Below are 18,727 nucleotides of genomic sequence, written 5' to 3' on the forward strand. Positions count from 1 at the left end.
CAAGCGTTACTCCGCGGCTCCGAGTTTCATATGACTTGTCGGGTTGCCGCGTCCGTGAGACCTCCCCAGTTAAGAACATACTCTTTCCATCTTATCTCTGCATGATTTACCTTTGCAAGTTCCGGATAACTATTGGGCTTTGTCTTCTTGTGCAGACTCACCACACTTGCACCGGCCTTATATCATGTTCTTGTGCATCAGAGCAGATGTTTGACTCAGACTTCCTTCAGATTCCGCGTCGCCACGGACACCCTTGTCTTTGGCTGTAGCCTTCCCGTTATCAGGGCGGCTTGGGGACTTGCACCCGTTAGAGTATGCCCATGCTGGGCGAACACAAAAAATAGCGTGTAGCTCATTGAGCCACACGCTATTTGTTTTTAGTATGTCCTTATTTGTTAATTTACTTCACTTCCTCGAAGTCGGCATCCTGAACATCATCCTTGGCAGAAGATGAGCCTGCGCCCGGATTTGGTCCAGCCTGTGCTCCCGGCTGAGGACCTGCCTGCTGAGCTGCAGCGTACATCTTCTGTGCAGCGTTGTTAAGCTCGGCTGTTGCTGCGTCGATAGCTGCAAGATCCTGTGCCTTGTGAGCATCCTTCAACTTGTTGAGGGCTGTCTCAACCTCGTTCTTAACGTCGGCTGGAAGCTTGTCGCCGCTCTCCTTCAACATGTTCTCTGTCTGGAAAATCATTGAGTCAGCCTGATTAAGCTTGTCAATCTTCTCGCGCTCCTTCTTGTCGGCATCTGCGTTAGCCTCAGCCTCAGCCTTCATGCGGTCGATTTCCTCCTGGCTCAAGCCTGAAGAAGCCTCGATTCTAATCTGCTGCTCCTTGCCTGTTGCCTTATCCTTTGCAGAAACCTTAAGGATACCGTTGGCATCGATGTCGAACGAAACCTCGATCTGTGGCACACCGCGACGTGCAGGAGCAATACCCTCAAGGTTGAAGATACCAATCTGCTTGTTGTCGTTTGCCATCGGACGCTCGCCCTGAAGAACACGGATTGTTACGGCTGTCTGGTTGTCGGCAGCAGTAGAGAATGTCTCGCTCTTCTTGCAAGGGATTGTTGTGTTGGCATCGATAAGCTTTGTCATCACGCCACCGAGAGTCTCGATACCCATTGAAAGCGGAGTAACATCAAGAAGAACGATGTCGCCTACACCACCCTCTTTGTTAAGGATTGCACCCTGAATAGAAGCACCTACGGCTACCACCTCGTCTGGGTTTACGCCCTTTGAAGGCTCTTTGCCGAAGAAGTCCTTAACCAATGCCTGAACGGCTGGGATACGTGATGAACCACCAACAAGGATAACCTCGTCGATATCTGATGTGCTGATGTCAGCATCCTTTATTGCATTCTGGCAAGGAACAAGACAAGCCTGAATCAAGTTGTGAGCCAACTGCTCGAACTTAGAACGAGTCAGAGTCTTAACCAAGTGCTTTGGCACACCGCCTACGGCTGTGATGTAAGGCAGGTTGATTTCTGTTGAAGTAGAAGAAGACAACTCAATCTTAGCCTTCTCAGCAGCCTCTTTCAAACGCTGCATTGCCATTGGGTCGGCAGAAAGGTCTGCGCCCTCGTCGTTCTTGAACTCCTGAACCAACCAGTCGATGATTACCTGGTCGAAGTCGTCACCACCAAGGTGAGTATCACCGTTTGTTGAAAGAACCTCGAACACACCGCCACCGAACTCAAGGATTGAGATATCGAATGTACCACCACCAAGGTCGAACACGGCAATCTTCATATCCTTGTTTGCCTTGTCGATACCGTATGCAAGAGCGGCAGCCGTTGGCTCGTTTACGATACGCTTAACATCAAGACCTGCAATCTGACCAGCCTCCTTAGTTGCCTGACGCTGTGAGTCTGAGAAGTAAGCAGGAACTGTGATGACAGCCTCGGTAACTTCCTGACCAAGATAGTCCTCGGCAGTCTTCTTCATCTTCTGAAGAATCATTGCTGAAATCTCCTGTGGAGTGTAAAGACGGCCGTCGATGTCAACACGTGGAGTATTGTTTTCACCCTTAGCAACCTTGTAAGGAACGCGAGTAACCTCTTTCTGAACCTGATCGTAAGTCTCGCCCATGAAGCGCTTGATAGAGAAGATTGTCTTCTGTGGGTTTGTTACAGCCTGACGCTTGGCAGGATCGCCCACCTTACGCTCGCCGCCATCAACAAATGCCACGATTGACGGAGTTGTTCTCTTACCCTCGCTGTTAGCGATTACTACTGGCTCGTTGCCTTCGAATACTGAGACACAGCTATTAGTTGTTCCCAAGTCAATACCGATAATTTTTCCCATATCTTTGTTTTTTTTATTTTCTGTTAATAAATGAATTTTTATTTTCGCACTTTGACTTTTGCAAACCGCGTGCCAAAATCAGATTTACTGACAATAAATATGACAAAAATGTCAGTTTTTCTTATTTTTCTTTGGCAATAAGAATATATAATGTAACTTTGCGCCGGGTTCGAGGTTCGGGACACCACTATTATAATGTGTGCCGCCGATTAAAAGGGAATGCCGTGCAAACCGGCAACAGTACCCGCTGCTGTAAGTTCCTTATAACAGCCAACAAAAAAGCCACTGTCGCGTTCGGCGGGAAGGTGTTGGACTGCTGGAACGAGTCAGAAGACCTGCCTTGCACTCCACGAATTGTGATGTCTGCGGGATTACGGACGGCATGATTCAGGCAATGCACTATACCAAGATGAAGGCTCGATGCGAATTGGGCCATAGGGATTGTTGTATAATTATGATACTGCACACAAACATTATTTTTTTAACAAACATAATAATTATTAGCTTATGAGTAAATTTTTTACATCTGTACTTGCTGTGTTTGTTGCCATGCAGGCACACGCACAGGTTGCAACCGCAACATTCGAAGACATCAAAATTGATGCCGAGGAGTCCTTTTGGGGCAACACAACAAAAGAAGGAGAAAACTCTTGGACTTCTGGCGGTTACACATTCGGAACATACTATAGTAATGCCTATGGTTATGACTACTATTCAAACTTCGTTGTAAGCAACAACAAGAATACTGACGGTACAGGCTACACAAAGCCTTATCAGTCAACAGCAAGCGGCGCAAAGAACGGAAACAATTATGCCGTTTTTTATTTAGAAACAATCTCCTCAGCCAGTAATGAAGTAAGCCTGCCAGAAGAAGCAACAGTAAGCGGTTTCTGGGTTTGCAACACAACATACACCGCTTATGCAGTAAAATACGGATACAACCCATCAAAGATATTCGGTCAGGGCGACTATTTTAAACTGACAATGACAGGATATGACGCTAACGGCGAGGTTACAGGAACTGTTGACCAGATGCTTGTAGACTGCACCGAAGCCGGCAACTGGGTTTGCGTAAAAGACTGGCGTTGGGTTGACCTCACCTCTCTTGGCAAGGTTAAGAGCATCAAGTTCTCAATGAGCTGTACCGATAATACGTCTATGTGGATGAACACTCCTGCATATTTCTGCATGGACGATTTTGGCGGCATTGCTCCAGAGAAGAACACAGAGTATGCCAAGTTCGTTCCAAACGAAGCAACAGGCATCAATAGCGTTGAGGCTGACATGTTCGCTCCTGCTGTCAAGAAATACGAGAACGGAAAACTTGTAATCTACAAGAACGGAAGAAAATTCAGCGCAAGCGGCGTTGAACTGAAATAAAAACTATTCTCACGAAGTACAGATGTCTCTCTAACCGATGAGGCATCTGTACTCATTTTTCTTCTACCAAAGCATATCGAAACAAAAAAATATTTTAAGACTATGCGCAAAACAATAATTTCGGCAACCATGCTCCTTGCAAGCCTTACGGCCATGGCAGACAATGCCGTGGTTCTGACAACCAAGAGCGGCGAGCAGAAGTTTGTGGCTTTCGAGGACAATGTGGTTATGACAACCAACAGCAACAAACAACTTGTGCTTACATCGGGCAACGAAGTGCTGACTCTCAACATTGCCGACATCGCAAGCATCAGGACACAGGAATACGACTTTTCGGGCACAACGACAGTCGGCTCTGTTGAGGCTGATGGCGGCGAATGTCAGATTTTCGACCTCAACGGTCGCAAAATAAACTCGGTAACTCCGGGACAGATTTACATCATCAAAAAAGGTAACAAAACATCAAAAGAAATTGCAAAATGAAGAAACTACTCATTGCTATATTAGCCGTGGCAGGCAACCAAGCCTACGCACAAAGTTCGTGGACTATAAAGACAACCGACGATAAGTCATACTCTTTCCCAATAGAGAAAGTAAAAGAAGTAACCTTCACCAACGAAGAGGAGTGGCAGCCCGAAGTGGTTGAGAAAGAGGTGGTGAAGGAAGTACCTACCCTTCCGAAGGATTTTGCAAAGCAGATTGAATGGCTGAAGACAGCCGCAACATTCAGCCCATACATCTCGAAGGTGATTGACGTAGACCTTGCTCCGGGACAGTTTATCAACACTCTGCCAAATAACCTCGGCACAAAAGAGACAGCCATTGCATCGGTAGCCAACTCGATTGTTGGCAAGGTAAGCAGCATGGTTCACCTTGGCGGATGGGGCGGCTCGGTTACAGTCGGATTCGACCACCCTATCCAGAATTTCGACGGATGCGACTTCCGCGGACACGGCAATGCCTTCGTTGGCTCGTCAGAACCGGGCATCTACTATGTGGCTCAAGCCGATGAGAACGGCAATCCGAAGAAATGGTATCTGATAAAGCACGGCATGTACGACTACTCTATTCACGACTACGAGATAACATACTACAAGCCTGAAAAAGAATATGCCGAGGGCAAGAAGATAACATATCTTCAGGCAAACGGTAAAACCGCTTCGGTAAATGTTGTAAAAGATGAGTTAAGTTCAGTTCTCGTAACAAAGGACGACAAGACTTACTATGTAAAGAACGGTAACGAATATGAGGTTACGATAATCGAAGACACAAAAATAGCAAGCTTCGCACAATACATTAAGTGGACCGATAATCTCGGACATTCAGGCTACGAGCCTAAAAACTCATTCCACCAGCAGTCTTACTGGCCTGAATATGCCGGCGACAAGATTGTGATTAAGGGCGAATATCTGCCAGTAGGCACTCAAGTTACAAAGCCCGACGGCGTGAGCAACTATTATGTAAACGACCCTAAGGCATGGGGCTTTCCACTTGCCGAGGGCAAGAACTACGGAACAGGCGCATACGGCATGTGCGACACCTACACCAACGACAACGACCTCTCGTGCATCGACATAGACTGGGCTGTGGATGAAGATGGCAATCCTGCCAACCTCGACCACATCGACTTTGTTAAAGTGCAGACTGCCATACACTATCAGGCAGGAATGCTCGGCGAGAACTCTTGCGAGTTTAGGGGAATCGAAGACCTGCATCTTACGGGAAAGTTCATCAAGGTCGATACTTCCATCAAGCCAACCGTTCCTGAAAACGGATATTGGTACTGGTCGTACTAATCAAACCATCTGAATGGTAACAGAGATTGTAATAGACACGCTGCTGTCGCTATCGAACGTGGTTGTTACTGCACCCAAGATAAGCCAGACTCCGTATCAGGAACTGAAAGGCGAACAACTTCAGCTCGTATCTACCACCACGGTGGCAGATGCGCTGAAGTATTTTGCCGGCGTACAGATTAAGGATTACGGCGGACTGGGAGGCGTAAAGACGGTAAACGTGCGTTCGATGGGCGCACAGCATGTTGGCGTGTTCATAGACGGAATAAGGATAACAAACGCACAGAACGGTCAGGTTGACTTGGGCAAATATTCGCTCACCAACATGGAATCGGTGTCGCTTTACAACGGCAACAAAACGGAGATGCTGCAATCGGCATCCGAGTATGCATCGGCATCGACCGTATATCTGCAAACGCGCCAGCCTCAGACAACGGGCGGAAACATAAGCTACTCAAACGCATCGTTCGGCACAAACCGCGTTCAGGGGCATTTCGACTTTAGGAACATTGTTTCGGTTGATGGCGAATTCTGCCATTCCGACGGCGACTACCCCTTCCGCTATCAGTCAGCCTACGAAGACACGACGGGCATCCGCCGCAACTCCGACATCACGTTCTTCAGAATAGAGAGTTCGGTCTTTTACAAAGGATTCAAGGGACATCTGTATCACTACTCGTCGGAAAGAGGAATTCCCGGCGGCGTGGTTAGAAGACTTTCGGACAAGTTCAGCAACGTGGCGAGAGAATGGGACAACAACACCTTTGCACAACTCTCAAAATCAGTCGGATTCGGCAAGCTGGCAACGAAATTCAATCTGAGATATGCCTACGACTATCTGAACTACAACGCCGACTACGAGGAGAACGTGTCGATGCACTACAACAATCACTACACACAGCAAGATGTGTACGCATCTGCCACGGCATCGTACCCGGTTATCGACAATCTGAGCCTCAGCCTCTCGGCAGACGGCAGATGGTCGGACCTTGTGTGCGACGTTGCCTATTTCCACTACGTTTACCGCATAGATCTGAAATCGTCGTTCACGGCACGATACAGTCTGAAGGGCGCGCACTTCTCGGGAACGCTTCTCTACACCGACGTAAGCGACCATACCACAAAGAAAGCCGACCCGCTGCGGAAACTAACGGGAATGATTCACGGCTCGTACACGCTTGGCAAGTTTCAGATGCGATGCTTCTGGAAATCGATTTTCAGAGCACCGACACTCAACGACCTCTACTACGTTCAAGTGGGCAACCGCAATCTGAAGCCCGAATATGCCAAGCAACTTAACATCGGGGCTGACTACACGCTGACGGGCAGCACCTTCGGCACGAAAATACAAATCGACGCATACTACAACCGCATTGACGACCGAATCGTTGCCCTTCCGCTGAAGGGAACGACAAACTGGACGATGCTCAACTTTGGAAAGACGCGCTGCTACGGGCTAAACGGAACGCTGCAACTTCTGTACACCACGAAAAATGTCAGTATAGACCTTCTTAACACGGCATCGTTTCAGGACGACCGCAACAGAACGGACAAGGAGAGCGACGCGTACAACGACCTTATCCCCTACTCGCCTAAATTCTCGTGCTCGTCGGTTCTGTCGGCACAATACCGCGGATGGTCGGGCGCATTGTCGTTCATGTACGTCGGAAAACGATATTGGCTCAACGAGAACGACCTCGGCGACCCTCTGAAGGCTTACACAAACCTCGACCTGAAGATTTCGAAGACGATACGCAACTTCCTGATTTCGGCCGAGGTGAACGACATCTGCGACAATGGCTACGAGCTTATCCAGCGTTATCCGATGCCGAGCAGAAACTTCAGATTCACAATAAAATACTTCTTCAAAAACAAAGCATTATGACTAAAAGACTAATTTTTCTCGCAATAGCCGTCATCAGCCTCACTATTGCCACGGCACAGGAAAGAATCATCTTTCTGAACGAAGGCATCTGGAACTCGGACGACGGACAGGTTTCGCTGATAGAAGGCTCAACGATAACGAACAAATGGTTTCAGAAGCAGAATCCGAAAAAGAAGATTGGCGACACTCCGAACGCCATCATTCATCTGCGCGACAATCTGATTGCCATCTGCGTGAACACATCGAACATAATTCAGTACATCACCGCCGACGGCAAGGACTGCGGCGCAACGGAGAATGTTCCGAACAACCGCAAGATGGCTTCGAACGGCAGCTATCTGTACGTTACGAGCTATGCGCACACAACCGCCCTCGGCGAGAAATACACAAAGGGCTACGTTGCAAAGATTAACATCGACACGAAAGAGGTTGTAAAGACCTGCGAGGTTGGCTACGAGCCCGAAGGAATTGCGCTGTACAACGGCAAGCTGTTCGTTGCCAACTCTGGCGGATATGCCGTTACGGAGAATCACAGTCACGAAACGACCGTATCGGTTGTTGATGCCGAAACGATGCAGAAGATTACAGACATCGACACAGAGTGCATCAACCTCTTCGGAAGCATGTCGCAATGCGGCAAATACCTGTGCATAAACTCGGCTGGAAACTACGAGAGCATAGGTCCGAAGACCATCATTCTAAACTGCGACGACTACTCGTTCGTGACGTACGATTTCGCCTCGACAATAAATTGCAGCCACAACGGTAAATTCTACTGCATAGGCACAAACTTCTCGCAGATAAACGATAGTTACGATATATGCCCACAGACAATCGACCCCGAGTCGGGCATCGTTTCGGATGGCATAGGCATTGGCAGCATAGACAGCGACATTAAGAAGATGAAGAATCCGTACGATTTGTATTTTAACCCTTACACAGGCTTTATATACGTTTCAGACGCAAACGAATTCCAGTCGGCTGGCTATGTATATCAGTACAACGAGAGTGGCGTGTTGCAGAACAAATTCAAGGCATATTTGCAGCCTGCTCACTTTCTGGCTCTCCCACCAAGCGGAACAGGAATCCAAAACACTTTGTCTGATGCCTTGGACGATGCGTTCTACAATCTGCATGGCGTAAGAACGACGAATCCTACAAAAGGACAAATCTATATTTACAAGGGAAAGAAGGTTGTTTATTAATTCAGAATTCATAATTCACAATTCATAATTGCAGTTGACAATTGACAATTTTTAACTTGAAAATTGAAAATTTAAAGTTGAAAAGGCTGGATTTCAGAATTCAGAATTCCTAATTGACGATTCGGAACCAATAAGGGACGATTTGCGACGGATTTGTTCTTTTTGGAAATACAAAATAGTGGGAAGGTATAGGGAAGGTATATGCAGGGTATATGCAAGGTATATGTTGGCTATATGTTAGCTATGAATGATTGCAAATCACAAATCATACGCGAATTCGGAATGACGCTGAAAGCGTCACCTCTCAGTAACCGCAGTAACCGCAGCATCCGTAGGATCTGCGGACTAAAATGACACGAACATCATCGACCCTGAAAGCGGTCGCCCATTGCAACTGATGGGGCACTCTTTCAGAGTGCTTGCCTTTTATGAGTTCTATTCCGCAGGTCGTTCCGACCTACGGTTACTAAGCGGAGACGCCTTCAGCGTCTATGGTAGTTTTAGTCAATTGGCTAAACATGTGTCTAAACGACAGGTACAAAAGCTGCTGTTCTTATGGAAAAACAAAGTTGGTTCTGCCGAATTTCCGAATTCGGCAGCATCACTAAACGGGAGTTTGTAACTCCCATTGTCGCAAAGCGACAAGATGTCATGCGAATAACGACATCTTTTTCAGCGGTGGGAATTCTTGCGTCCCTTCGGTAGCAAGCGAACGGAGTTCGAGCGGCAAATTCCCGATTTTATTTTCTGCCAAATTACAAATTCGGCAGAACGGGGGAACAATTTATGATGGATTTATTCTTCTGGTAAATACAAAATAGTGGCAAGGTACGTCCAAGGTACGATGAAGCAACATTAAGGGTATGTTCAAGGAAGCCAGAAGGAAGTAGGTAGCAAGATAGTAGGAAGAAGGTAGCAAGAAGGTAGCAAGAAGGTAGGAAGATAGTAGCAAGGGGATAGCAAGACGAAAGTAAGAGTCGTAATTAGCCCCAAAAAAGAGTAAGGCATTGACAATTAACCCCGGAAAGGTGTCGGGGATGTTAACCTTACTCCTTATTTCTGTAAGAGGCAGAAAGCGGAGGGATTTGAACCCACGATACATGAAGGATTTCTCTCATCACCCAGTTACCTAACTTCTGGTATCAACTTTCTGCCATCTTACTTTAAAGGCAAATATAGCCACTAAATCGTCAAAAAACAAGTTTACAAGTATAAATTCGATCCTTCTTGGTATCAGTAATTGACAAATGACAAGTCCTGATATAATTGAGGCGTGACAATCGGAATTGCCACGCCTCAATATTTTCAACTTTACTTATCGATTAACTCAGGGCAGACCTCGAGCATGTAAATTGCATCAAGACTCCATGTCGAAACATCGTTAGTGTTTACCTCGGGAGCCTCGTGACGCTCGTTCGGCACTTCGGGTTGCTGAAGGATATTTACTTTCAGAGGCTTCAGATTGTTGCCATCGCGAATCAAATCTTGCCAAGCCTCACGACCCTTCTCCTTGTCGCCGTGCGCCGCAGCGTATGCCATCAGACGCGCAATGCGGAATTTGTTGCGCCTTGTCTTGTAAGCCATTTCCTTGTATCGCGTAGCAAAGTCGAGCCACGTTTTCTCCCATTCAGGCAACTTTATCATCTCCATCATCTCGTTCATCACCTCAAAGCCGCCCATAATCGTCATAAGGTGACTCGTAGCCTGCTGAGACATATCGCCTTCCTTCGAGATAACGCCAGTCTTAGGGTCGTAGCCTAGGGCTATAGGACCAGTAAAGATGCCCGACGGCAGAGCCGAGATGCTCTTCATTCCGGTTATAATCTTGTCGCGATACTTGTTGTCGCGGAAACGCTCCCAGTGAGTCATCCAGTTGCACGCGTAGCCAAGCCAGTCAGGACCGATGCTTATTCGCGCAGGAGCAGTACAGTCAGCCGTGCGAGGGTCGGCAAAACGCATTGGGTCGAGGGTAAGCAGCGTGTAATCCGAGTCGAGCTCGTCCTCCATCAACTCACCTGTGCGCTCATCGCCCGTGAGATAGTAGAAGAATCTATGCCAAGCCGACTGCGCTATTCGCACCTGCTTGCATCCGCATCCCCAGTGACTAACGTTGTGACGGCTTCCAAGTCCGGCATATTCGCCAAGGTGATACACATCGACCTCGCTTGTGTGGCGCGTCATTGCCACCGCCATGTCCCAGATGTCCGAACGACCGCTGCGCAAGAAGTTGTACCACAGCCACATATTGCTTGCCAACTCAGTATTATCCCACGCATATCCGCCAACATCGTATCGCCATTCGTGACGCACAGGGTCGTAGGCATGCATCACATCGCCATAGTTCCAGAATCCGTACCAGCCGTGCTCATCAATGGCATGTTTGTAATATTCGATATAATCGTCCAGACGCTTTTCAACATCGGCAATCTTTCCGCCCTTACTACTTGGCAGACTCCATACTCCAAAGGCGCGCTTAGCATGCAGATATTCGGGCGAGCAGATAAGCTGCGGAATCTTTGAGCCGGTGCGAGCATAGTCGGCAATACGCGATTTTCCGGGATATGCCGCCATCGGGAAGAGAATCAGCGTACTTGTGCGACCTATTCCCGTAGGAGTGCTCATGCCTGGCAGAACATCCTCGTAACTTGCCTCAAGGTCGTGCGCGTGGTCGTCGTAGTGGCGCAAATCCATCGCCTCGCTCTCTGGACTCCACAGCCACACCTTCAGCAATGCCACCGAATCGCGAGCGTTCGATACCTCCAGAGTAGACGGATACGACTGCCAGAAATCCTGAAGAGACACGCCCAATCCGCCTGTAAGGTCGCCAGCAAACACGAATCCGTCGGCGCGATACCCGTTGAACGTGCCAATCCACGGATGCTCGCCGTTTGTCTGCTTGCGGATGGAAAAGCCGTTAGCCTGCGTCTGACTAAGACGATAGTTGCCCCACGAAGCCCAGTTTTTAATCAGGAACTGCCCTTTCTGGTCGAATGTCTCAGCCTCAGGCACACGCACGCCGTCCATCTGCATCTGCTGATAGTTCTCCTTCGGAAGATTCTTGCCCTTCGGTCCGGTTGCGCCCAGCACTCTTCTGCCTACCAGCGGCTGCACAGGCTCTGCCCACACTCCGCCGTTGCCGGTAGAGAACGCTACGCTGCGGTTATACAAAGCCTCGCGCATCGGCACTTCGAACTGAAGTCCGAGCGAGCTAATGAAATCCTTGTCTTGGTCGCCGTCGTAAACAATGGTGTGAACCATCTTAACCTGTTCGCTGCCAGCGTAAAAGTAGAAACGGACAACGAACGGCAGCCATTTGCGCCCTTCGCGCTGATGCTTTCCGCTAACCTTTATCACGGCAGCCAGATTACCTTGCCTTTCTATCTCTATCTTCTCTACAGAACTGTTGTATATGTCGTTTTCGGTCGTTACCGATGTGGCGTTTGCCGAGAGCGTTTTCTTCAGCGAGCAGACGAGCGATGCCTTTCCTGCCACCTTCTGTCCCTTCAGAATCATGTGGTTCAGCAAAGCGTCAGAGCCGTCGGCAAACTCAACCTCCAAAACGCCAGTGTTCACGTTTATCGAGCCACCGTTCTTCTTTACCGTGAGTTGAGCAGAAGTCTGTTTCTTCGCGCTTTTCACGATGCTCAGTCTGTCAGCCCCAGCAGGAACGACTCCTGCAAATCCGCCCCACTTGACCGAGCCGTCTGGCCAGTAAGCCAGCGTGTAGCAGTCGAGCGGTACATTTCCTTCGGAAGTCTGAAGTTCGAACTGAGTGCCGTGCTTCACCTCGCCCTTGTCGAAAGGCACGCCCCATGTCGTTGCCGTTGGAATAGCGTACTTGTCTGTGCCAATCCAGTTCAACGCGACTTTATCAGCCGAGAAAGCCTTGCCTTTGGCTGTGTACCTGAAGTTTTTCAGCTGCGTGTGCGACCATGTCGTTCTGAATCCGAACCAGCCCGATGTGAGTTGCTTGTCTGCAAAATCAACGAGACACTCTCCGTCGATAAAATATTTCACCCTACCCTTCTGGCTCACAAGTTTGATGTGATACCAGTGGTTTGGCTTCAGAAGATGCTTCTCGTCCTTATATTCTTTCAGAATGGCAGGGCGATATTTCTCGTCCTTAATGCCACGCTCGTCACCGTCGTACTTGCGGAATCGCGTTGTGGTATTGCTGTTTCCTCCGAAGCCGAGATAATAAAGCTGAAGCGAGTAACTCTTCAGGAACACGCCGCCACGCCATTCAAGACGCTTGAAGATGTTATCCGGATTCTTCGGGTCTTGCGCCATCCAGAAGCAGTTAAGGTCACTTGTACGCTCGCCATCAGCCCTGTTATTCACCACCTGAGCGTCGTATTCTATAACCACGTCGCCAGACATGCGCTCGTTGTACCACAAAGTCAGACCTTTGGGCGAGAGCATATCAATCACTCCGTCGGACTGCAAGACCACGCGTGTGTCGGGCGATTCAGCCTCGACAGTCCATTTGTCCTGCAGATTCTGCGCAAACACCGCCGTTTGCAGCATTGCCAGAATAACAAACAAAAAATTCCTCATTCCTTTTATCTTAATGTTGTTAAAAAAATAGCCCAGAGCACAGGCTCCGGGCTATCTGTACCTATTTTTGTTTCGATTTGTCTTTCAGAATCGACTTACTTAATCATCAGTTTGATGTTCTCAACAGCCGATGCACTCTTCATACTAACTATGTATGAGCCACGCTCCAAACCAGCAGCCTTGGCAGCAGCCTCGACATTAGCCTTTGTAGACTTGAACTCGGCAACCTTAACGCCAGCAAGAGTGATAACGCTGCACTCAACTTCGGCATCGGCAGCAATCTTGTTTACAGATGTAGCAGCAACTACCTTGAGTTTACCGGTTGCAGACAAGAGTTCTGATGTATCCCATGCTAAGCCTTCAGGAAGCGGCTGGAGATTTATAGTTGGATTTCCAGAGAATCCCTTAGCCGCTGTCCATAGAATTACCTCGTCACCAACCTTTGGTTTCCAACCATTTCGATATGTAATATTTACCGTTCCGTTAAGCGTGAGTGTTCCATCACAAGTTATGTATGAACGACTTGTAGCATACTGATAACTGTTAACAATAAACAAATTAACATTAGAACCAGCAAACGCATTCAAATTATCAAGAGTTCGTATTTCTCCACTCTGGACAGCGTTCTTTGTATTACCCGGAGTAAGAGTTCCGTATACATAAAGCAATTTTGCAACACCATTTCCTTCGAGCACAGCATTTTTATTTATATATGTTGCTCCGCTACCAGTCATCGATGCTGTAGTTTTTGTATTATTCAAGAATAATACTCCGCTATTAACTCTCAACTCGCCAGCTTTACTAAGAGTTTCATCAGAAGCAACTGTCCATCTTCCAGTACCTTCTTTTGTTACTCGGCAACCTTCAATCTTTCCTGAGTAAGAGAAATCAATATTCTTTCCACCTATAGTAAGAGTATTTACCGAAGAACCCCAATATCCTGTATTTGTGATTGTTCCAGAACCTGTGAGCGCACCAATTGCAAAGTTCTTACCGTTGGTATAGACTGTTGCATTACTTGCAATGTTAAGCGTAGCCTTGCCAATTCCGTAAGTATTGTTAAAGTCGAACGTTGGGTCATAAGTGTTCTTTGCACCCTGATAAACCTTTATCGTTCCTGTAAACTCGCTCCAGTTGCCAGCGAAAGCACAGCGCACCCATGTAGCGTAAACATTCAGTGTACCCTCACCTGTCAGTTTACCAGTATAGTTACATTTTCCGTCAGGATAGAACGTAGCGGTCTTGCCCTTTGGTACAATTAAGTTAACGTTATCTGTAAAGTCGCCATAGATGCTATTGTTGTACTGAAGCGTTCCGCCGTTCAGCACAATAGTCTTTCCTGAGAAATGAACATCGCCGAAATCGTAGACAGTTCCAGAATTTACAATCAGACTGTCGTAAGCAACAGTCGCGCCGTTCAGTTTCAGAATACCAGCCCCGTCCTTCACAAGAGCCACGTTGTTTGATGTTGCCTTCGAAATCTTAGAGTCAACCTCAAGTGTCTTTTCGCTTGCCACCTCGATTGCAGCACCGCCGTTGCCAATCATCAATGGCTGAGACAACGACATAGACTCATTCACGGCAAGCGTAGCCTTGTTGCTGATAGAAACAACATTATCAACGCCGCCAAGTGCTCCGAAGTCGATGCCGATATTAGAAGCAAGAGAGCCAACAATCAGTTTACCGCCGTTTATCGTTGTTGTTCCGCTGTATTTATTAGCATTGTTCAGCGTAACAGTACCACTTCCGTTCTTTGTTACGTTAGCATCGCCAACCAAAGCATCGCCGGTAATAACGATGTTCTTCTCATTGTTTGCAAAAGTCAATGAATTTGGAGCCTGTTTGCCCTCCAAAACGATGTTTGTAGCCTTTGCATTGTCATCTATCACAACATTGTCGAGTTGAACGAATACATCGCTCTTGCCTGTTGCTCCGTTGTAGAAGTTATCGGTTTCCTGATTGTCCCATGTGCCGGACTTATCGCCAATCCATGTAACATCTGCCTGCTCTCGCGAGTTCTTAACGTCAAGATAGAGTTTTCCGTCCTCGTAAGCAAGCGCAAATTTATTGTAATCAATTCCCTCTACTACGATATTCTTGATGTCACCGTCAATCTTGCCAATCTCGCCAAGAAGATATTTTCCGGCAGGAAGTTTCTTAGAACCGCTGAGAATATGAGCATCAATCTGGAATACCGGAGTGCTGTATTCAGGACCGTTTTTCCAGTCTTTCTTCTCTATCTTCAGAACATTTGCCTTTACAACATCCGATGTCATGTCTGATGAATACACATCGAACACCACTCTCGAACCGAAGTTAAGGATGAGGCTGTCGGCTGCAACCGTGCCCTTAACATCCTTGCCGGCAGGACGGAGTTCAGAAGCATAGTCCATCTCGATAGCCTTGCCGAATGTTCCCTTTGAGTTGAGCACGGCAAAGCGATTGAGCCATACACGGCTGTTTGGCATCGTACCGTCGAAGTTGAGCGTTCCAGCCCAAACGTCGGTAGAGCCGCTGTAAGTCTGCTCAACGGCTGGCAAGTTAAGGATTCCATCACCCTGCTTTACAAGACGAGTGCTTCCACTGAATCCTGAGCCAAGCACATCGAGTTTGTATGTTGTGGTTGTTATTCCATAATTCTTCCCTGTTGCCTCGCTTGGCGCATTTCCCTGCACCCAAGTAGGCACGTTGAATGTTGCGATGTAAGGCTGTGCACCACTCTGAACAGTAACCTTAGCATCGGCATTCTCGCTAACAAGAATATGCTTGTCGTTCTGTGCCGACGAGATTGTTCCGCCGTTGGCAATCTCCTCGCGTCCTGTTGTTGTCAATGGCGGTGGAGCAATAGTTATGCCCTCCAGTTCGCCCAAGAAATAACTTGCGTGAGGCGGCTGATTATATCCGCACATCTGCCATACCATAGCATTGCGGTACTGATGGTCGTACCACAGCGAGTAGTTACGGTTTTCGGTAGGAATTGTTGTTGTGTATATGCGAATGTTATTGTCTGCCGTGCGCATTATCACCTCTTCGCGCCAGTCGCCGAAGATATCGCCCTGATAGCAAGGCGTATTCTTTGAGTCGTTGTTTGAGTATGCTCCAGTAAGTGTCTGCAACGTACCTACGCCGTATTTGTATATTGTTACGCCATTAACAGGCTCTTCAAGCAAATCGCCGTCCCAATAGATGCGGAAGTTTACGGTCATTCCCGTCTCGGTCATTCCGTCAACATGGTCGTTTGTTACGGTGCTGATAGGCGTATCATGTCCGCTCTTTCCTATCGAGCCCGGAAAATCGTTCGAGAAGTTACCGCACAATGAACGTCCGTCATCGTTTGTGCTTGTCTGGCGATAGTAAATCTTCGATGTAGTTGCATCACGATAGTTGTTGTCTGGCAAATCCTCGTTGCAGGCAAAAAACTCCTGTCCGTGCTTGTAAGGATTGAAGTCGCCAACATGCTGTGCATCGCCATGTCCCAATCCGGTTGTTGACAAGCCTTTTCCGTTGTCGTCAATCACCATCGAGCCCCAAACAATCTCGTCGCGTCCGTCCCAATCTACATCGGCAATGCAGTAATTGTGATAACCCTGTCCGTACCAAGGCGAACCTGCCTGATTGTTGGTCCATCTCCAACGCTCAACAAGTTCGTGAGTTGTCGGATTAACATCATACGCTATAAACTTGTGGCGTGTATAGATTCCTCTGCCCAAGAAGATGCTTGGTTTCTTGCCGTCGAGATAAGGTGCACCGAAAAAGTGCTTTGTTGAACGATGGCCGTAGTCGTCGCCCCAAGCCTTTTTGAGGTCTGTCTCACCACTTTCAAGACGCTTCAGCGGATATTCCACGCACTGGTATGGCTTTCCTGTCGCGCCATCGACATAGAGCAGATATTCTGCGCCGTCGTGCATAAACCAGTTTGTTCCACCGCCAGTTGCCGCACGGTAGTTCTTGCTGGCATCGCCCACAACGTATGTTGTGCCGTCGGCCATGTGTATTGTTGTGCCGTCGGCTGCACGGAACACAGCTTCTGCCTTTCCGTCGCCGTCCCAGTCGTATGCAACGATATTCTGCTCGTTGTTCTGGAAGTCGCCCATGTTCGGACCGCAGTTCACCCACCACAGCACCTTACCGTCTTGCTTCAAACACTCGAACAGCGAATATTCGCCGTTGTATCCAGCGCGCGGATAACTTGCGTTAATCTCGCTCTGATTGTCGTATTTCAGCAGAATTTCGACCTCGCCGTCGCCATCTACATCGGCACAGCAGGCATCGTTCGGAATATATGTAGACTTAAGCGAGGCATCGTGCTTTGGCTTAATCTCCTTCCAAGCATTTGCCAATACTCCGACAGCCTTGCTCGCAGCCTGCTCTTTTCCACGCACAACAGCCTTAATAGTGTATGTGCTGCTTGCCGAGCCGCCGGCATCGGTATAGTTTGATACCTTGAGCGGTGTACTGTTAAGCAGCACGCCGTCGCGATATATGTTGTATGAAACATCGTAATACTCCTCGGCATTTATTCGCCACGAGCAATAAACGCCGCCCGTTGTCTGCACAGCAACAAGACCGCGGTCGAGTTTGTCGGTTATACGCTGTGCCTGTGCGCTGCCCGAAAGCATTGTTGCAAGCAGCAAGACAGAAATCAGTTTTTTATGCATATTTAGATTATATTGTTAGTGTTTAGTATTAATAACTTTGCAAATATAAAATTTTAAACAAAACAAAGCGTACACAAATGTTTCAAAAATAGTTTATTTTTTTGCAAAAGACGCGCTAATAACGCATTTTTGTGATGTACGAGTAACATGTTTTTGGCAGTTTACCGACTTGTGAGATGCGCAAGCAAAGTTGTGTTGATGTACTCTTTTTGAGAACAGATAGTAATCTGTTTTACCATAAACAAGGGAGTTGAAAATTCAGAATTGACAATGAACAATGGACAATTGACAATTCATAATTCAGAATTCAAAATTGCTTTCATAATTATCGAGGGCTTATAAAGAACAATTACAACACGAATTACTCTTTTGGTAAATACAAAATAGTGGGTAGGAAGAAGGTAGCAAGAAGGTAGCAAGAAGGTAGGTAGATTCAAGGTACATTGTAGGTACATCGTGGGTATATCAAAGCAAGCCGGAAGGTATAGGGAAGAACTAACTTATAAAGGCTAATGGTTGGGAATCGTAATAGGATAACTCTTAACTGGAAATTGACAATGTAGCAATTGTGGTTAGTAAGAAGCCAATGTTAAGCCGAATTTGCCGCTCGACCTACGGTCGCTCTTACCTTTGCATCGGATTATAGATAATGTTCTAAATGTCCGATGTTAAACATCGTATAAATTTAGTTCATGCGGCAACAATTTTGTAGTTTCGCTAGAGATTGTGGCCGTGGAGGGCGAGAGCATTGTGTCGCTAGGTAAGCCGTCTGACTATATCGTTAGCAAGACCTTCGTCCGCCCTCCTTTTAAAGTCTTTAGAGTCTGAACATAGAATCGTAGCACGTCGCTGGACGATGCAGTGTCCGACAAGAGTGAAGTCGAGGAAGGCTTTGGCTATAGTCTGAACTTTAGTTATTAACCCTTTAAGAAGTTATCACGATG

The 18,727-nt window shown here is 47.5% G+C and carries 9 protein-coding genes and 1 riboswitch; of the genes, 6 read left to right on the plus strand and 3 right to left on the minus strand.

Going from position 1 to position 18,727, the window contains the following annotated elements; genetic code table 11:
- Positions 1 to 269: hypothetical protein (locus T538_RS19010; protein ID WP_231497097.1), on the plus strand; the 269-nt coding region annotated here is incomplete at its 5' end.
- A gap of 131 nt (positions 270 to 400) precedes the next feature.
- Here the strand turns inward: T538_RS19010 and dnaK are convergent.
- The gene (gene dnaK, locus T538_RS0112655; protein ID WP_255347271.1) at positions 401 to 2,338 is read right to left on the minus strand and encodes a molecular chaperone DnaK; all 1,938 of its coding nucleotides are present in this window, start codon (positions 2,336 to 2,338) and stop codon (positions 401 to 403) included.
- 119 nt (positions 2,339 to 2,457) lie between these two features.
- Positions 2,458 to 2,660, plus strand: a riboswitch (cobalamin riboswitch).
- Between the two features lie 149 nt (positions 2,661 to 2,809).
- Between dnaK and T538_RS0112660 the strand changes: the two genes are divergently transcribed.
- The 5 genes from T538_RS0112660 to T538_RS0112685 all read left to right on the plus strand — a co-directional run bounded on the left by T538_RS0112660 (position 2,810) and on the right by T538_RS0112685 (position 8,568).
- Positions 2,810 to 3,682, plus strand: coding sequence for a DUF4465 domain-containing protein (locus T538_RS0112660; RefSeq protein WP_031534212.1), 873 nt, complete (start codon positions 2,810 to 2,812; stop codon positions 3,680 to 3,682).
- Positions 3,683 to 3,784: 102 nt separating this feature from the next.
- The gene (locus tag T538_RS0112665) at positions 3,785 to 4,165 is read left to right on the plus strand and encodes a hypothetical protein (RefSeq protein WP_031534214.1); all 381 of its coding nucleotides are present in this window, start codon (positions 3,785 to 3,787) and stop codon (positions 4,163 to 4,165) included.
- Positions 4,162 to 5,478 (plus strand): hypothetical protein, encoded by a 1,317-nt coding sequence (locus T538_RS17255; protein ID WP_034539139.1) that lies wholly within the window; start codon positions 4,162 to 4,164, stop codon positions 5,476 to 5,478. The genes T538_RS0112665 and T538_RS17255 overlap by 4 nt, the downstream gene beginning before the upstream one ends.
- 13 nt (positions 5,479 to 5,491) lie before the next feature.
- Positions 5,492 to 7,363 carry a TonB-dependent receptor plug domain-containing protein gene (locus tag T538_RS0112680; RefSeq protein WP_031534216.1) on the plus strand — a complete coding sequence of 624 codons (1,872 nt, stop codon included), beginning with the start codon at positions 5,492 to 5,494 and terminating at the stop codon, positions 7,361 to 7,363.
- A complete protein-coding gene (locus T538_RS0112685; RefSeq protein WP_031534218.1) occupies positions 7,360 to 8,568 on the plus strand; it encodes a YncE family protein in 1,209 nt (402 codons plus the stop codon). The genes T538_RS0112680 and T538_RS0112685 overlap by 4 nt, the downstream gene beginning before the upstream one ends.
- Before the next feature lie 1,311 nt (positions 8,569 to 9,879).
- On the opposite strand, the gene T538_RS0112690 is transcribed toward T538_RS0112685, so the two are convergent.
- Both T538_RS0112690 and T538_RS0112695 read right to left on the minus strand, forming a co-directional pair.
- Entirely contained in the window at positions 9,880 to 13,125 is a 3,246-nt protein-coding gene (locus T538_RS0112690; RefSeq protein ID WP_031534220.1) for an exo-rhamnogalacturonan lyase family protein, read from the minus strand.
- A 95-nt stretch (positions 13,126 to 13,220) separates the two neighbouring features.
- Positions 13,221 to 17,783, minus strand: a complete 4,563-nt coding sequence (locus T538_RS0112695) for a rhamnogalacturonan lyase family protein (RefSeq protein WP_031534222.1) — start codon at positions 17,781 to 17,783, stop codon at positions 13,221 to 13,223.
- Positions 17,784 to 18,727 lie beyond the last annotated feature (944 nt).

The sequence above is a fragment of the Bacteroides sp. Ga6A2 genome (assembly GCF_000702225.1).
Taxonomy (GTDB): domain Bacteria; phylum Bacteroidota; class Bacteroidia; order Bacteroidales; family Bacteroidaceae; genus Ga6A1.